Origin of the sequence: Metabacillus indicus LMG 22858 (assembly GCF_000708755.2) — a bacterium.
GTDB classification, from domain to species: Bacteria; Bacillota; Bacilli; order Bacillales; family Bacillaceae; genus Bacillus_P; species Bacillus_P indicus.
This window is the reverse complement of record NZ_JGVU02000002.1, coordinates 955,951-972,048: the sequence shown is the minus strand read 5'-3', so window position 1 is coordinate 972,048 and position 16,098 is coordinate 955,951. Positions and strand designations below refer to the sequence as shown.

General features: G+C 45.3%; 16 protein-coding genes. 15 read left to right on the top strand and 1 reads right to left on the bottom strand.

Translation table 11 applies throughout. From position 1 onward, the window contains the following. Positions 1 to 65: 65 nt before the first annotated feature. The 8 genes from AZ46_RS08130 to ypjB all read left to right on the top strand — a co-directional run bounded on the left by AZ46_RS08130 (position 66) and on the right by ypjB (position 9,064). Positions 66 to 605: a ReoY family proteolytic degradation factor gene (locus AZ46_RS08130; protein WP_029280283.1), complete on the top strand. Its 540-nt coding sequence runs from the start codon at positions 66 to 68 to the stop codon at positions 603 to 605. Positions 606 to 818: 213 nt separating this feature from the next. Continuing rightward, entirely contained in the window at positions 819 to 4,514 is a 3,696-nt protein-coding gene (locus tag AZ46_RS08125; protein ID WP_081870160.1) for an alpha-amylase family glycosyl hydrolase, read from the top strand. A 375-nt stretch (positions 4,515 to 4,889) separates the two neighbouring features. After that, positions 4,890 to 5,345, top strand: a complete 456-nt coding sequence (locus AZ46_RS08120; RefSeq protein WP_029280286.1) for a YpiF family protein — start codon at positions 4,890 to 4,892, stop codon at positions 5,343 to 5,345. A 143-nt stretch (positions 5,346 to 5,488) separates the two neighbouring features. Then, positions 5,489 to 5,998, top strand: coding sequence for a QcrA and Rieske domain-containing protein (locus AZ46_RS08115; RefSeq protein ID WP_029280287.1), 510 nt, complete (start codon positions 5,489 to 5,491; stop codon positions 5,996 to 5,998). 3 nt (positions 5,999 to 6,001) lie between these two features. After that, a complete protein-coding gene (gene qcrB / locus AZ46_RS08110; RefSeq protein WP_029280290.1) occupies positions 6,002 to 6,676 on the top strand; it encodes a menaquinol-cytochrome c reductase cytochrome b subunit in 675 nt (224 codons plus the stop codon). A 59-nt stretch (positions 6,677 to 6,735) separates the two neighbouring features. After that, positions 6,736 to 7,503 (top strand): menaquinol-cytochrome c reductase cytochrome b/c subunit, encoded by a 768-nt coding sequence (locus tag AZ46_RS08105; protein WP_029280292.1) that lies wholly within the window; start codon positions 6,736 to 6,738, stop codon positions 7,501 to 7,503. 71 nt (positions 7,504 to 7,574) lie between these two features. After that, positions 7,575 to 8,171, top strand: coding sequence for a lipoprotein heptaprenylglyceryl N-acetyltransferase LhaT (lhaT, locus tag AZ46_RS08100; RefSeq protein ID WP_029280294.1), 597 nt, complete (start codon positions 7,575 to 7,577; stop codon positions 8,169 to 8,171). 80 nt (positions 8,172 to 8,251) lie between these two features. Next, positions 8,252 to 9,064, top strand: coding sequence for a sporulation protein YpjB (gene ypjB / locus AZ46_RS08095; protein WP_029280296.1), 813 nt, complete (start codon positions 8,252 to 8,254; stop codon positions 9,062 to 9,064). Between the two features lie 306 nt (positions 9,065 to 9,370). Here ypjB and AZ46_RS08090 read toward each other — a convergent pair whose 3' ends face one another. After that, on the bottom strand, positions 9,371 to 10,243 hold the full coding sequence (locus tag AZ46_RS08090; RefSeq protein WP_029280298.1) for a YitT family protein: 873 nt from the start codon (positions 10,241 to 10,243) through the stop codon (positions 9,371 to 9,373). 148 nt (positions 10,244 to 10,391) lie between these two features. Between AZ46_RS08090 and AZ46_RS08085 the strand changes: the two genes are divergently transcribed. The 7 genes from AZ46_RS08085 to AZ46_RS08055 are packed head-to-tail and all read left to right on the top strand — an operon-like array spanning position 10,392 to position 15,978. After that, positions 10,392 to 10,721, top strand: a complete 330-nt coding sequence (locus AZ46_RS08085) for a nucleotide pyrophosphohydrolase (protein ID WP_029280299.1) — start codon at positions 10,392 to 10,394, stop codon at positions 10,719 to 10,721. 12 nt (positions 10,722 to 10,733) lie between these two features. Beyond that, positions 10,734 to 11,531, top strand: a complete 798-nt coding sequence (gene dapB, locus AZ46_RS08080) for a 4-hydroxy-tetrahydrodipicolinate reductase (RefSeq protein WP_029280301.1) — start codon at positions 10,734 to 10,736, stop codon at positions 11,529 to 11,531. Positions 11,532 to 11,544: 13 nt separating this feature from the next. Next, complete coding sequence (mgsA, locus tag AZ46_RS08075; protein WP_029280303.1) at positions 11,545 to 11,973, top strand: methylglyoxal synthase; 429 nt, start codon at positions 11,545 to 11,547, stop codon at positions 11,971 to 11,973. Further along, positions 11,936 to 12,676: a bacillithiol biosynthesis deacetylase BshB1 gene (gene bshB1, locus AZ46_RS08070; RefSeq protein ID WP_235728211.1), complete on the top strand. Its 741-nt coding sequence runs from the start codon at positions 11,936 to 11,938 to the stop codon at positions 12,674 to 12,676. Before mgsA ends, bshB1 begins: the two co-directional genes overlap by 38 nt. Then, on the top strand, positions 12,673 to 13,818 hold the full coding sequence (bshA, locus tag AZ46_RS08065; protein ID WP_029280307.1) for an N-acetyl-alpha-D-glucosaminyl L-malate synthase BshA: 1,146 nt from the start codon (positions 12,673 to 12,675) through the stop codon (positions 13,816 to 13,818). Before bshB1 ends, bshA begins: the two co-directional genes overlap by 4 nt. Beyond that, positions 13,811 to 15,010: a CCA tRNA nucleotidyltransferase gene (locus tag AZ46_RS08060; RefSeq protein ID WP_035319159.1), complete on the top strand. Its 1,200-nt coding sequence runs from the start codon at positions 13,811 to 13,813 to the stop codon at positions 15,008 to 15,010. Before bshA ends, AZ46_RS08060 begins: the two co-directional genes overlap by 8 nt. Continuing rightward, a complete protein-coding gene (locus AZ46_RS08055; protein WP_029280311.1) occupies positions 14,995 to 15,978 on the top strand; it encodes a bifunctional biotin--[acetyl-CoA-carboxylase] synthetase/biotin operon repressor in 984 nt (327 codons plus the stop codon). The genes AZ46_RS08060 and AZ46_RS08055 overlap by 16 nt, the downstream gene beginning before the upstream one ends. Positions 15,979 to 16,098: the final 120 nt, after the last annotated feature.

Sequence of the window (16,098 nt, the reverse complement as noted above, 5' to 3'; positions counted from 1 at the left end):
ATTCACCTGGGATCTGTTGAACTTTTAAAGTAAGAATCTACAGTTAGCAGAGGAGGGAAATGCATATGATGGCCCCGGTAACTGTCATTGAGAAGAAGGATTTTATCAGGTGGTTTTTAAATCATTATCAGCTGAAAAGACGAGAATGTGTATGGATTCTGAATTATTTGATGAGTCATGATACTCTGATGGAAAAAGTGCATTTTGTCGAGCAGGCACAGTATTGTCCCCGCGGAATTATCATGTCGACCCACTGTGTAGAGGAAGTGCCGTTTCGTTTTTACAAAGAAAATGTCATGACAACGGATGCCGAAAAATCGTTCCATGACATTCGATTAAATAAAGACGAGGATCTGTATATCCAGCTCAATTTCCGCTCATCTTATCAGTCTCCGAATTACGCAGCCGTGCTTGAGGCAAACCCGTTTATGCCGAAGCACCTCAACATTAATGAAAAAGACCGTGTAGTAGCTGAGAGAATTCTTGAAGAATCCATTCAGACGTTCCAAAAAGAAAAACTCCTTCAAATGATTGATGATGCCCTTGACCGCCAGGATAAAGAAGCATTCAACCATTTGACAGACAAATTGAAATGCCTCAGATAAGCTTGCCTGCTGCCGGAACTGCAGCTTTTGAGAAGAAACCTTCAGAAAAGGAGGTTTCTTTTTTTTAGGCTTTTCAGCTTATTTTTTTCAGAATTTTCAATTGATTTTTCGGTCGAACCGTGACAAAATAAGGGTGTTGATGAAATCGTTTACATAGACAGGCATTGGTCTCGAGTGCAGCCGATTTCTTTATATGCCAAAGGGGGAAATGGAATGAGAAAAAAATGGGGGAGATGGACGGCGGCTGTAGCCATACTGGTCCTTCTCGCGAGCAGTGTACTTGGAACGTGGCAGGGATTTGCCGCTTCGGCACCGGCTGCAATAAAGGTTGATGGAAGCGGAGAAGACTGGTCTGATATGCAACCGCTTGCATCATCTGAAACACCGGGATATGAGGGGTTTCAGATTGGAGATCTGCATATAACAAACGACAGCAGGTATCTCTATTTTTGGACTGAAGCAAAAAATGTTCCGAATTGGGGAAGCGACGGGATGTTTTTAAACCTTGCACTGAATGTGAATGAAGAAGATTCAAAAATAGAAGGCAATCCATGGGGAGCTCCTTTTCACTTTGGAGGCACAGAAGCTAAGCCGCAGTTTCACATTACTGTCAGAATAAAAAATGACAATGAACTTGCCGGAGCTGCTCTATACAGCTCAGAGGATATGACAGCTCCCAAGCTCTCAACCTGGGAAAACAGCAAAGGGGCACAATTTGCAGCTGATCGCACAAAAGGCTTTGAAGGAAAAATTCCGCTCAGCGAGCTTGGTCTGAAAAATGATGACTCGATCAGGGCCATTGCCGTTTTAAGCGGAAACAATCCGGCGGAGCATGGTGCATTTGATGTAAGTCCCGAAGCCGAAGGGAATGTTCTTGCCGGCACTTGGAATGAATCAGGAAATCCAAACAGCCAGGCAGTATACAGCAGCAGCTACACAATAGGGGGAGTGGTGGAAGCTTCTCAGCTGGAGGTCCTGTCTTCAACGCCTGCTGAGGGGGAAGCTGAATTTAAGCCTGAAGCCCCGCTGATTGTTACATTCAATGAAAACGTGGCGGTTGAAAAGCAGGATGCTGTAACGCTGTCAGAAAAAGACGGCGGGGATGTTCCGGCTGTTTTAAAGACAGAAGGAAATCAGCTCAGCATTAAAGCAGAACAGCTGAAAAAAGGACAGTCCTACACACTGACAGTAAAGAAAGATGCTGTTAAGGGACAATCCACTAGTTCGTATCTGCAGGACGATTTTGTTCTTTCATTTACAACCTCAAATATGATTGAACCTGCTAAAAGATTTATTCAATTTACTTATGTCAGGGAGGACGCAGACTACGCGGACTGGAACATCTGGACCTGGCAGACCGGACTGCAGGACGGAGAAAAGCTGTTTTCTGACATAACAGAACAAGGTGCTGTCTCGAAATTTGAGATCAGCTCAGATGCAACGGCAGTCGGTTTTGTCATCAGAAAAGGCCAGGACTGGGCTGTTAAAGATCCATATGACGGGGACAGATACATCACTGCAGAAGCGGGACAAGCTCTCACGAAGGTAGTTGTTGAAAGCGGGAAAGGTGACTTTCATACCGTTCCGGCCGTAAAAGGTCCTGTATTGTCAGAAGGAAAAGCAACCTTCTTTTACAGAGATCCCGAGCTGTTTGCGGATAATGCAATGGACACGGTTGAGAAAGTGAGCCTTAAAGTTGCAGGCAAGGAATACGAAATGGCCTATGATGAGAAAAACGAGTACTTTTCCCATACAGTTGCCCTGCCTGGTGAAGGAACGTATGACTACAGTTACTTGGTCACTGTCAATGGGACAGAAACAGAAGTAAGAGATCCGTACTATGAAAAATCATCTGTAGACTACATCGTGCCGGATGTATCCATGAAACTGTCTGTTTCTCCGAAGGCAGTAACCTCTAATCAAAATGCGGTGCTGAGCCTTGATGTTGAAACAGATCAGGAGGTTGAATTTACCGAGCTGTCAGCTGACGTTTCCGCACTCGGCGGACCAAAGGCGCTGAAAATCGATCCGCAGCTAATGGAAACATCTCTCTCAGTTGCAGATACCGTGACGGCAGGTGAAAAACAAATTCCTGTGACAGCTGTTGACCAATACGGGAATAAACATACTAAGACTGCATCCATCACAGTTAAACCGCGTGTTTCAAAAGGAAAAGGCGATTTTGACTGGGATGAGGCAAGAATTTATTTTATGCTGACAGATCGCTTTAATGACGGAGACAAAACAAACAACGATCCAAACGGGGAAGGCTACGACGCGAGCCATCTTGAAACGTATCACGGCGGTGATTTTAAAGGTATCACTCAAAAGCTTGATTACCTTGAAGACCTTGGCATCAACACGATCTGGATTACTCCTGTCGTTGACAACATTGACTGGGACCTGCGCCATGACAAGAACGGGCATCAGTACGGCTATCATGGATACTGGGCAAAGGATTTCTCAAAGCTTGATGAACATCTGGGCTCTATGGATGATCTGAATGAACTTCTGGACAAAGCTCATGAAAAAAACATCAAGATTATGGTTGATGTCGTTCTTAACCATACAGGATACGGTTTAAAAGAGACGGATGCAGGAAATACGGGCATCTCTAATTATCCGACAGATGAGGACAGAAGCCGTTTTGGCGGCATGCTCCGCAGCGGCGGAACGGACGTCATTAAAGGCGAGCTTGCCGGCCTGCCGGATCTGATAACGGAAGACGCTGCTGTCCGCAAACAGATGATTGACTGGCAGACAGCCTGGGCTGCTCACCGGACGGAAAAAGGCAACGCTATTGACTACTTCCGTGTAGATACAGTCAAACATGTCGAGGATACAACGTGGAAAATGTTTAAAAATGAACTTACGAAAATCAATCCTGATTTTAAACTGATCGGTGAATATTACGGAGGCAGCATCGGCAACACCGGTGGTTATCTTGACAGCGGCCAGATGGATTCTCTGCTTGATTTTAACTTTAAATACGATGCGAGAGATTTCATCAACGGTGATGTAGAAGCAGTAGAAGCAAGACTCGAAGAACGCAATGCAAACATGACAAGCTCTGCCACTATGGGACAATTCCTGAGCAGCCATGATGAGGATGGATTCCTCCTGACTCATGCAGGCGGTGACATCAGCAAGCAGAAAATTGCTGCTTCCCTTCAGATTACGGCAAAAGGACAGCCGGTCATTTATTACGGGGAGGAAATTGGACAGACAGGAAAGCATGCCGGGGATATGGACAAAGGCGAATTTAATGAAAACCGGTACGATTTTGCCTGGGACAAAACGGAGAATAATGACCTGTTAACACACTATCAGAAGCTGCTGAACATCCGTAAAGACTACTCAAAGGTCTTCTCAAAAGGAACCCGCGTAAAAATCGGCGGCAGCAACGATGAGGGCTACCTCGTATTTGCCAGAGCATACGGCAAACAATCTGTTGCCGTTGGACTGAATACAACAGAAACAGCCCAAAAAGTGACAATATCTGTTCCGTTTAAAAAGAACACGAAAGTGATTGATCTTTACAGCGGAATAGAATACAAAGTTTCTGCAGGCGGAAAAGTGACAGCAGACCTTCCTGAACGGGAAGCTGGAGGCACCTTTATTCTGGCTGAAAAAAACAGTCAGCCAAAACCTCCTGGAAAGAACGAAAACCCTGACGGCGCCGTTCAGCCTGATGATAAGGATGAACAGGGCACGCCCCCAGCTAAAGGAGGAGATGCTGCCGGCGGAAGCGGCTCACCAGACAGCACTTCAGCTCCCGGTGCAGGAAAAGGACTTCCTGCAACAGCTACAGCGTCCTACAGCATCATGCTGATCGGAATCTTGCTGCTTGCAGCCGGCTTCAGCGGATGGATGCTGAAAAGGCGTTTTGTTAAGCGCGCTGTTCAATAGAGTAGTGAAACGAATGAAAGGTGTCCCTGATTTTATGCAGGGGCGCTTTTTTTGATGTGCTGAAGAGGTTTTGAGCATTCAACGCTATAAAAAGGGGATTGTGGGCGTCACCGAGTACCTTACTTGCCACACGTGGGGTAATACTTGCAAAAATACCTCTTTTACTTGAAAAAGCAGATCTGTTACTTGCAAGAAACGTGTGATTACTAGAAAATAACCAGCTGCCTCCTAACTGACAGCGTGCATCCTTCATTTATTTGCAGCATGACCGAAGATTAAAGGTCACTAAGATACGTATTGATGCCAATTCTTCTTTTCCGATTCCTGCAAAACCTATATAATGAAAAGCATCACAACTTGAAGGAGCTGAAATGAATGAAATGGACAGCCGGAGACGCAACTTCCTATCTGGAGTCGGCAGATTACGTTGATACGGCAGTCGTGCCCCTCATCCAGGCCGATTTCGGGACAGGCCTGAAGCATGCTGCTGCAGAGGGTGAATATGCTTTTCTGATTTCTGAAGACCTTGAAAGGCAGCTTAAAGGAAGAGTTTTCCTCATGCCTCCTGTCTCTTATTTGAAAGAGGCAGCTGAAGATGCAGAAAACACGGTGCAGCAATGGTACAGTGAGCTTGAAAAGAGCTTCAGCCATATCTTTTTTATGACAAGTGATCCTTATTGGAAAACAAAAGAGAATTTTGCAAATGGAAAAGTCATTTACCTCCCGTCGGTCCCTTTGGAGCATATGGATGAATCGCTGAAAAGAAAGATGGTTGAGGATCAGGTCAGCCAAATTATGAACATTTTCTTACAATTTTGGAGAGGGAAATAAAAACCCTTACATATTTATTAAGTTCCAAAAAAGGATAATATTGACCTTACTGGAAGATTGATATATCATGAGATTGTCCTAGTTTTATATGGTTTTATCGTATGTCCTGACGGACTTCAGCTTAAGATAGAGGGGGGAAAATGATGAGCGAGAAAAAACATCGGGTATCAAGACGGCAATTTCTCAACTATACACTTACTGGTGTAGGCGGTTTCATGGCTGCGGGTATGCTTATGCCTATGGTCCGTTTTGCGCTAGATCCAGTACTCGGAAAGGTCGAAGAACAGGATCTTGTCCAGGTTGTCAGTGTAGATGAAATTACAAATGAACCAACCCGTTTTAACTTTAAAATTAAACAGGTTGATGCTTGGCACAAATCGGAAGAGCCTAGGGCTGCATGGGTCTACAAAAACGACAATGGGGATATTATAGCGCTTTCTCCTGTCTGCAAGCACTTGGGATGTACAGTTAACTGGAACAGTGATCCATCGAATCCAAACAAATTCTTCTGTCCATGCCACTACGGACTGTATGAAAAAGACGGCACGAATGTTCCTGGTACGCCGCCGCTTGCTCCGCTTGATGTATACAAAAGTGAAGTGAAGGATGGATTCCTGTATCTTGGTTCGGCTAAACCGCGAAAGGAGGCGTAATAAGTGTTAAACAAAATTTATGACTGGGTTGATGAACGGCTCGATATTACGCCTATGTGGAGAGACATCGCTGACCATGAAGTGCCAGAGCATGTAAATCCGGCACACCATTTTTCAGCTTTCGTATACTGCTTTGGCGGACTGACGTTCTTTGTAACCGTTATTCAGGTATTATCAGGCATGTTCCTGACAATGTATTATGTTCCCGACATTAAAAATGCATGGGAATCTGTTTATTATCTTCAAAATGAAGTCGCTTTCGGCCAAATCGTCCGCGGCATGCATCACTGGGGAGCAAGTCTTGTAATCGTCATGATGTTCCTACATACTCTCCGCGTATTCTTCCAGGGTGCGTATAAGAAACCGCGAGAACTTAACTGGGTTGTCGGCGTACTGATTTTCTTCGTAATGCTTGGTCTTGGATTTACGGGCTATTTATTGCCTTGGGATATGAAAGCGCTATTTGCGACAAAAGTTGGTCTTCAAATCGCTGAGGCAACGCCGCTGATTGGTACTCAAGTTAAAACATTGCTTGCCGGCCATCCGGAAATCGTCGGTGCACAGACACTGACCCGTTTCTTTGCGATTCATGTGTTCTTCCTTCCAGCAGCGCTGTTTGGTTTAATGGGGGCTCACTTTATCATGATCCGCAAACAGGGTATATCCGGACCTCTGTAAAATTCAAATGATGATCAGCCGCATCTATATGCGGAACTGCCAAAGAAGGAGGGGAAATCATGCATCGCGGAAAAGGGATGAAATTTGTTGGAGACTCTCGTGTTCCAGCTGAAAGAAAACCGAATATTCCAAAAGACTATTCAGAATTCCCGGGTAAAACGGAAGCGTTCTGGCCGAACTTCTTATTAAAAGAATGGCTGGTTGGAGCTGTGTTCCTGATTGGGTTCCTGTGTTTGACTGTGGCGCATCCGTCGCCGCTTGAACGTGTTGCAGATCCGACGGACACTGGATATATTCCATTGCCTGACTGGTATTTCTTATTCTTATACCAATTGCTCAAATACACATATGCTGCAGGACCATACACAGTAATTGGCGCATTTATCATGCCGGGTCTTGCATTTGGTGCACTGCTTCTTGCGCCGTTTATTGACCGCGGGCCTGAGCGCAAGCCTTCAAAACGCCCTGTTGCAGTAGGAATGATGCTTCTTGGCGTAGCGGCAACGATTTTCCTGACGTGGGAATCTGTTGCAACTCATGACTGGGAAGCAGCTGCTGAACAAGGGAAAATTAAAGCAGAAGCTGAAATTGACAAAGAATCAGAAGGCTACAAAATCTTCACTGAACAAACATGTGTTTCCTGTCACGGCGACAATTTAGCCGGCGGCGCAGCCGGTCCTTCACTGGTTGATACTGGTTTAAGTCCTGAAGAGGTTGCCAAAATCGCAGTTGAAGGCCAGGGCGGCATGCCTGCTGGCATCTTCAAGGGAACAGATGAAGAATTGAAAGTGCTTTCTGAGTTTGTCTCCAGTGTTACTGCAAAATAATCAGAAAAAGCTGACAAAATGTCAGCTTTTTTCTGCGTTGTGAACTACATATAAAGGAAGTTGAAACCATTATGAGATGGATGCACTATCTGCTTGTAAGACAGCCTTTTCTTTTTTTGATGTTTACGGTCAACTTATTTGGGACCATCTACGGGTATTACTGGTACAGATATCAGCTGTACGAAACGCCGGCCATTTTCCTGCCTTTTGTACCTGACAGCCCGACGGCAAGTCTTTTTTTTACGATTGTCATGCTCGGCTTTCTTTTTAAAAGGAATTTCCCTTTAATTGAAGCTCTTGCCATAATTACGCTGTTTAAATATGGCATATGGGCAGTTGTCATGAATTTGCTCGTTTTGAATGAAACAGGGGTATTGGACCCTGTCGGCTATATGCTGATATTGTCTCATCTTGGCATGGCCGTTCAGGGGCTGCTTTATGCACCGTTTTACAGGTTCAAAGCCTGGCATCTTGCGGCAGCTGCTGTTTGGACACTGCATAATGAAATCATTGATTATGTGTTTGGGCAAATGCCGAAGTACAGTGTATTGATGAACTATTTGCCTGAGATCGGGTATTTTACTTTCTGGCTTAGTCTTTTATCTATTTATCTTGCTTATTATTTTGTGGTCAGAAAAGATTCGTATAAGCTGGACCTCTTGAAATAGATTTTCTTTTATCTGAAAAAGAAGGTCTATCCTTGTCCACTTTTTCATAGTTTTAAGTAGAAGCTGTGGGAGGGACAAGGATGAAAAAACGAATAGCCGCAATGGCAGTTTTTATGATCATGGCGCTTGCTCTGCCGTTTTATTCACTGGCTGATCATCGTGCAGGGCACATGGACAGCAGCTGGGATGATCTAAATAAACTGACGGATACAGCACTTCAGCTGACAAAACAGAACCGGTTTGAAGAATCGCTTCAGCTCGTCAATTATTTTGGCAGGGAATTCGAGAAATCCATAAAGGGAAATAACGACGTTTCAGCTGCAGAAATCCGTACAATTTCAGCTTCTCAGCAGACGGCTGTCGACAAGCTGCAGGAAACAGCGGCCTCGCCTGATCAAAAAGTAAGAGCCCTGATCCGCCTCAGGCTCGTTGTTGATGCAGCTGCTTCAGAGCATCAGCCGCTGTGGAGTTCAATGGAAGCGCCTGTTATGAGTGCCTTCACACAAGTGAAAGATGGTGTGAAAGACGGAAATAATCAGGCTTTTGAACAGAACTGGGAGGAATTTGTCTCTCTTTATGAAACGGTTTATCCCAGCATGCTGATGGATCTTGATTCTGAGCAGCTTAAGAGAATTGAAGCTCACAAGTCTGTGGTGGAAGATTCATTTTTTGCAGAAATTCCTGTAGAATCACAAGTCAATCAGCTGACATTAATGGAGGAAGACTTGCAGAACTTATTTGAGCGGGTAAAAGAAGATGAAGCGGATCCGTCTTTATGGTGGGTCATGATTTCTACCGGAAGCATTATCTTTATGGCGCTATCCTATACAGGGTGGAGAAAGTATAAAGGCGAGAAAGACAAGATGAATAGAGAACGCGACTTTAACAAGTAAGTGGCCTCGTGAACGAGGCCACTTACTTGTTTTATTTGAAGTTGGCGGGGCGATTCCGCTTTTCTTGTGTCCAGCTCCGCCTCCCAGCCCTTCCGTCAGAACAAAATCCCCCAAAAAGTCAAACCCGGACTTTTCGGGTGATTTCTTTTCTGCCTGTCAGGGCTAAACGGTCGGCTCCGCTTTTCGCGGTGTCCAGCTCCATCGCCCAACTCCTCTGCCAGAACGGAACCGTCGGCAAAGGCAAAAAGCGCCTTCACCGCCGATTCCTTATCTGACTCCCGGAGCTAAACGGTCGATTCCGCTTTTCTAGCGTTGAATAGGATTCTTATCCGCATCGAGCGTAAATCCTTCTCCTAAGACGTCATGGACGTCGCTGACTGCCACGAATGCGTGGGGGTCGACGGATGTGATGACGGCTTTGAGGCGGACGATTTCATTTTTTGCAACAACGCAGTAAAGAATGTTCCGGTCCATTTTTGTATAGGATCCCATGCCTTTTAGAGTCGTGACGCCGCGGTCCATCTCCTGCATAATCTTTTCTGCGATTTCTTCGTTTTTCTCGGAGATGATTGTCGCTCCTTTTGCTGCATAGGCACCTTCCTGCATAAAGTCGATCACTCTTGCGCCAATAAAGACTGCAACAAGGGTATACATTGCTTCTTTATAGGATAAGTAGGTAATGAGGGAAAGCGTAATGACGACAAAGTCAAAGATGAACATCGTTTTCCCCATGCTGATGCCTTTGTATTTATGTACCAGTCTTGCAATAATATCAACACCGCCGGTTGTGCCGCCGTATCTGAAAATGATCCCAAGGCCGACTCCGATAAAAACACCTGCAAATAATGCTGCAAGGGTCAAGTCATCTTTAAGCGGCATGAAGATCTGAAACCGCTGGAAAAGCCAAAGGAAGACAGACAGTGCAACCGTACCGATAATTGTATAGAGAAAGGTCGTCCTGCCGAGCAATTTCCATCCGATGAAAAAGATCGGGATGTTCAGCACCAGGTTGGATATTGAGGGGTCAATGTTAAAAAGAAAGTATAAAAGAAGGGTTATTCCGGTAAATCCGCCTTCAGCGAGATTGTTCTGCATGTTAAAATGAACTAGTCCGAATGCAAAAATCGCTGAACCGAGTAAAATAAAGAAAATATTCCGTATTTTCAATTGAAGAAACATGATGTCGATCATCCTCTTTTCTATGTTCTTTGCGATAATAGTATAGATGATGGAAACAAAAGGTGCAATCACGCCTTTTTTGCAAGCCGGAAAATTTGTCAAAATGTCCTGAACCCGCTAACATGAAGAAGAATAAAGAGGTGATCTTATGAGCCAAAAGACAATGAAAGACCTTCAAAGAGAAGTAGATGAGTACATCGGCCAGTTTAAAGAGGGATATTTCAGCCCGCTCGCGATGATGGCAAGGCTGACCGAAGAAATGGGAGAGCTTGCAAGGGAAATAAACCATACATACGGCGAAAAGCCAAAAAAGGATACAGAAAAAGAAAAGAAGATCGAAGAGGAAGCAGGAGATATTCTGTTTGTGCTGATCTGCCTTGCCAATTCTCTGCAAATCGATCTAGAAGAAGCGCATAATCTTGTCATGAAGAAATTCACAACAAGAGATAAAGACCGCTGGACAAAAAAAGAGTCGTAAGGAGAAACCGCTATGGAACAGATTAAAGTTGTTATTGCAGGGCCAAGAGGAAGAATGGGAAGAGAGGCGGTTAAGCTTGCAGAAGAAACGCCGCACTTTACTCTCGTAGGGGCGGTCGATCATAAATTCGGAGGCCAAACGCTGAAAGAAGCCGGTGATTTCAAAAGCGAAGCACCGATTTATACGGATATAGAAGCATGCTTCCAGGAAACAAAGCCTGATGTGCTTATTGATTTAACGACACCTGAAATCGGGAAGATTCATACGAAGAAAGCTCTTGAATATGGTGTAAGGCCTGTAGTAGGCACAACCGGTTTTTCGGATGCTGACCTGAAAGAACTCGAGGAGCTGACAGAAGAAAAAGGCATTGGCGCCATTATTGCCCCTAACTTTGCAGTTGGTGCCATCTTAATGATGAAATTTTCACAAATGGCCGCCAAGTATTTTACGGATGTAGAAATTCTTGAGATGCACCACGATCAGAAGCTGGATGCACCTTCCGGGACTGGTTTTAAAACGGCGGAAATGATTTCTGCTGTCAGAGAAGAGAAAGAACAGGGACATCCGGATGAGAAAGAGACATTAGAAGGAGCCCGCGGTGCCAACTATAAAGGAATTCACGTTCACAGCATCCGGCTTCCGGGGCTTGTTGCCCATCAGGAAGTTCTGTTCGGGGGAGATGGGCAGACTCTTTCCATCCGCCACGATTCATTTAACCGGGCATCGTTTATGTCGGGTGTTAAACTGTGCGTCGAACAGGTGATGAAGCTGGATCTTCTTGTGTACGGCCTTGAAAATTTAATCGACTAAAGGGGAATGTCTGATGAATATAGCACTCATAGCTCATGATAAGAAAAAAAATGATCTTATTCAGTTTGCACTGGCCTACAAAGGCATCCTTGGAAAACATAAACTTTATGCGACCGGAACAACAGGCTTCAAAGTAACAGAGGCGACAGGCCTTGAAATACACAGATTCCAGTCAGGGCCGCTTGGCGGTGATCAGGAAATTGGCGCATGCATCGCAAACAATGCAATGGACATGGTCATTTTCTTCCGTGATCCACTGACTGCCCAGCCTCATGAACCTGATGTGTCCGCTTTAATCCGGCTGTGCGATGTTTATGCGGTTCCGCTTGCGACGAATATGGGAACAGCAGAAATTCTGATACATGGACTAGAGCGCGGTGATTTGAAATGGAGAGCAATTGTAAATGACAAAGAAATTGATGATGACTATGGAAAAGAATAACCTTGATATCCTTGCATTCGGAGCCCATCCCGATGATGCCGAAATCGGGATGGGAGGAACTCTCGCTAAATATGCGGAGCAGGGATACAGAGTGGGAATCTGCGATTTAACAGAGGCAGAACTGTCTTCAAACGGAACGGTCGCCGTCAGGAAAAAAGAGGCGCAGCTTGCTTCAGACATACTCGGTCTGCAGGAACGGATTTTCCTTGACCTCCCTGACAGAGGACTTTATATGAACGAACAATACATAGATAAGATCATAACGGTTATCAGGCAGTATAAACCTAAGCTCGTATTTGCACCATGGTTTCAGGACCGTCATCCTGATCACGGGAATTGTGCAAAGCTTGTAGAGGAAGCAAGCTTTTCTGCAGCTGTCAAAAATGTCCGTGATTCAAAATCACAGGCACCTCACAGAGTGAACCGCGTCTATTTTTATATGATCAACGGTTTTCACAAACCGGATTTTGTCGTTGATGTAACCGGTACGATGGAGAAAAAGCGATTGAGTCTGAAAGCGTACGAAAGCCAGTTCATCAAGGGTGAATCATCCGTTGATACACCCCTTACGAACGGATACATAGAAAGTGTTGAAAGCCGGGAGCGGCTGTTTGGGAAAGAAGCGGGAGTCACTTATGCAGAGGGATTTTTCTCAAAGTCACCTCTATTGCTTGATAAGGACCTGCTCGGTGAGCAACTATGAAAAAGTTAAAAATCGGCATTACCTGCTATCCGTCTGTCGGCGGTTCGGGGGTAGTGGCAACGGAACTTGGCAAAAAACTGGCGGAAAAAGGACACAGTATTCATTTTGTCACAACAAGCAGACCCTTCAGGCTTGATAAAATGTATCCCAATATCTTTTTTCATGAGGTGGAAGTGAATCAATACTCTGTCTTCAAGCATCCTCCTTATGATCTTGCGCTCGCAAGCAAGATGGCCGAAGTGGCGAAAAGGGAAGAGCTTGACTTGTTTCATGTTCATTATGCGGTGCCCCATGCGATTTGCGCCCATCTTGCAAAACAGATGACAGGTGACCATCTGAAAATCGTTACCACTCTGCACGGAACCGACATTACGGTCCTCGGTCATGATCTGTCCCTGTCCAATATGATCAAATTCGGCATAGAAGCCTCAGATGCAGTGACTGCTGTGTCAAAGGCACTTGCCGATCAGACGTATGAGCTTCTTCATCCCGAAAAAGACATACAGACCGTCTACAACTTTATTGATGAACGCATTTACAAAAAGAAAAATGTCAATCATCTAAAAGCGGAATATGGCATAGATGAAGATGAAAAAGTCCTGATTCACGTTTCAAACTTCAGACAGGTAAAAAGGGTGCAGGATGTGGTCAGGGTATTCGCACGCGTTACCAAAGAAGTAAAGTCAAAGCTTCTTCTTGTCGGGGACGGGCCGGAGATGACGTCTGTCTGCAAACTCGTGAAGGAACTGGGCATCAGCGAAAACGTTCTGTTTCTAGGAAAGCAGAATCATCTTGAAGAACTGTATTCCTTAAGTGATGTGAAGCTGCTCCTTTCACAGAAAGAAAGCTTTGGACTTGTCCTTCTTGAAGCGATGGCATGCGGGGTTCCCTGTGTGGCAGCCAATATTGGCGGAATTCCTGAAGTCGTTCAGGATGGCGTTTCCGGATACTTATGCGATGTAGGGGACATTTCAGCTATAGCAGATAAAACGATTTCGCTGTTAACAGATCATGAACTTCATGAGCGAATGTCAAAAGAATCCGTCAAAATTGCACAGGAAACCTTTCATTCTGCCCATATTGTCAAACAGTATGAAACTCTTTACTATCAACTGACGGAATCAGGTGAGAAGGGTGAATAGAGAATTTCAGGAGGCGCTTCCTGTTCTTTCAAAGCTGAAAAAACACGGCTTTGAGGCTTATTTTGTCGGCGGTTCTGTCCGCGATCAGCTCCTAGGCAAACCGATTAAAGATGTCGATATCGCCTCCTCTGCGACACCGGATCAAGTACAGCAGCTCTTTCAGAAAACCGTTGATATCGGCTCAGAGCACGGCACGGTGATTGTGATTGAAAACGGGACTCATTACGAAATCACAACGTTCCGGACAGAATCAGCGTATGAGGATAACCGCAGGCCAAGCGGAGTGACGTTTGTTTCCTCGTTAAAAGAAGATTTAAAACGCCGTGATTTTACGATCAATGCCATGGCGATGGATGAGAACGGCAGCATCATCGATTATTTTAACGGCAGGGAAGACGCTGAAAAAAAACGGATATCCACAGTGGGAAGTCCTGCCGAACGATTTTCAGAAGACGCGCTGAGGATGATGAGAGCTGTCCGTTTTGTCAGTCAGCTCGGCTTTTCTCTAAGCGAAAGCACACATGATGCCATTGTCAGTCACATATCCCTGCTGCAGCATATATCGGCAGAACGCAAAACAGCCGAATTTGAAAAAACGATGGCAGGCTCCGGATGCAGCGAAGGCATGCGGCTGATTGCAGAGACAGGCATGATTGAATACCTTCCTGGTTTAAAAGAGAAAAAGCAGCAGATCCTTCAAGCAGCGGAACTTCCTTTTTACCGACTGAATTCAAATGAAGAGCGCTGGACCGCTTTCCTCGACGTTATTGGAATAAGCGGCATTGAAGCTTTTCTGAAAAAATGGAAGCTTTCCAACAAACAAATTGGGTCCATCAGGCAGAATCTTCTGTTTTTGGAGGAGCGAAGGCAGTCTGACTGGACAAAGGTTAACCTGTACAGGACAGGCCTGCAGTGTGCGCTGCAGACTGAAGCTGTATTTTGTCTGCTTAGCGGTCTTCCGTTCAGTGAATCTAAGATCCGGGAGATCAAAGCGCGATATCATTCCCTTCCTGTTCATTCAAAGAGGGAGCTTGCTGTGAACGGGAATGATTTAATGGTTTTTGAAGGCCGTAAACCCGGACCGTGGCTGAGTGAGTATATGGAAAAAATAGAACTTGCCGTAGTGAATGGTCAAGTAGAAAACAGCAAGGAAGCGATTAAGGAGATGTTGAAATCGTGCAATCTGAATTAAGAACGCGATTGCTTCAGGCTTTTTCAGAAGCCGATGGAGAATTTTTATCCGGACAGAAACTGAGTGAAACACTCGGGTGCTCAAGGACAGCTGTCTGGAAGCATATTGAGGACTTGAGAAGTGAGGGCTATCAGCTTGAAGCGGTCCGAAAACGCGGCTACAGAATTACCCGCAAGCCGGATAAGATCAGCGGCAATGAAATACAGCTCGGGCTGAAAACAGAATTTATGGCGCGTCATATCCACTTCGAGGAAGTTGTGGCATCTACACAAAAGATTGCCCATACTCTGGCGGGCGACGGTGCACTAGAAGGGACTCTTGTAGTAGCCGACCAGCAGACAGAAGGCAGAGGACGGCTTGCAAGAGCGTGGTATTCCCCGAAACAGACCGGCGTTTGGATGAGCATGATTCTGAAGCCTGAAATTCCGATCAATAAAACCCCGCAGCTGACACTGCTGACGGCGGTTGCACTGATTCAGGCCATTGAAGATGTCACGGGACTGACACCTGAAATTAAGTGGCCGAATGATATCCTTATTAATGGCAGAAAAGCCGTCGGAATTTTGACAGAGCTGCAGGCTGAAGCTGACAGGGTCCATTCTGTCATTATCGGGGTCGGCATCAATGTGAATCATACGAAGGAGCAATTTCCTGAAGAACTTCAGCACATCGCTACATCTTTAGCTGAGGAGACGGGGCAGCAGATTGACAGGGCAAAGCTGATACAGTCTGTCATGATCCGCTTTGAAAAGCTGTATAAGAGCTATCTCTCGCACGGATTTAAACCTGTCAAGCTTCTTTGGGAAAGCTACGCCATCAGCCTGAACAAAAAGCTGATCGCAAGAACCTTGCAGGGAACCCTCCGCGGCAGGGCTGCAGGAATTGATGATGAAGGCGTTCTTCTTCTGGAAACAGATGAAGGAAAGCTTGAAAAAATCTATTCCGCCGATATCGAAATCCAGTCATAAATACTTGGTATCCCCTTTTACTTTCTGGTATAATTCAAGGCGGGCAGTATCCTTTTTCAGGAATTGCACCTGCGGGAATTGAAAACCAGATTTTAATAGTTCTGCCTTGATCCGGAATTC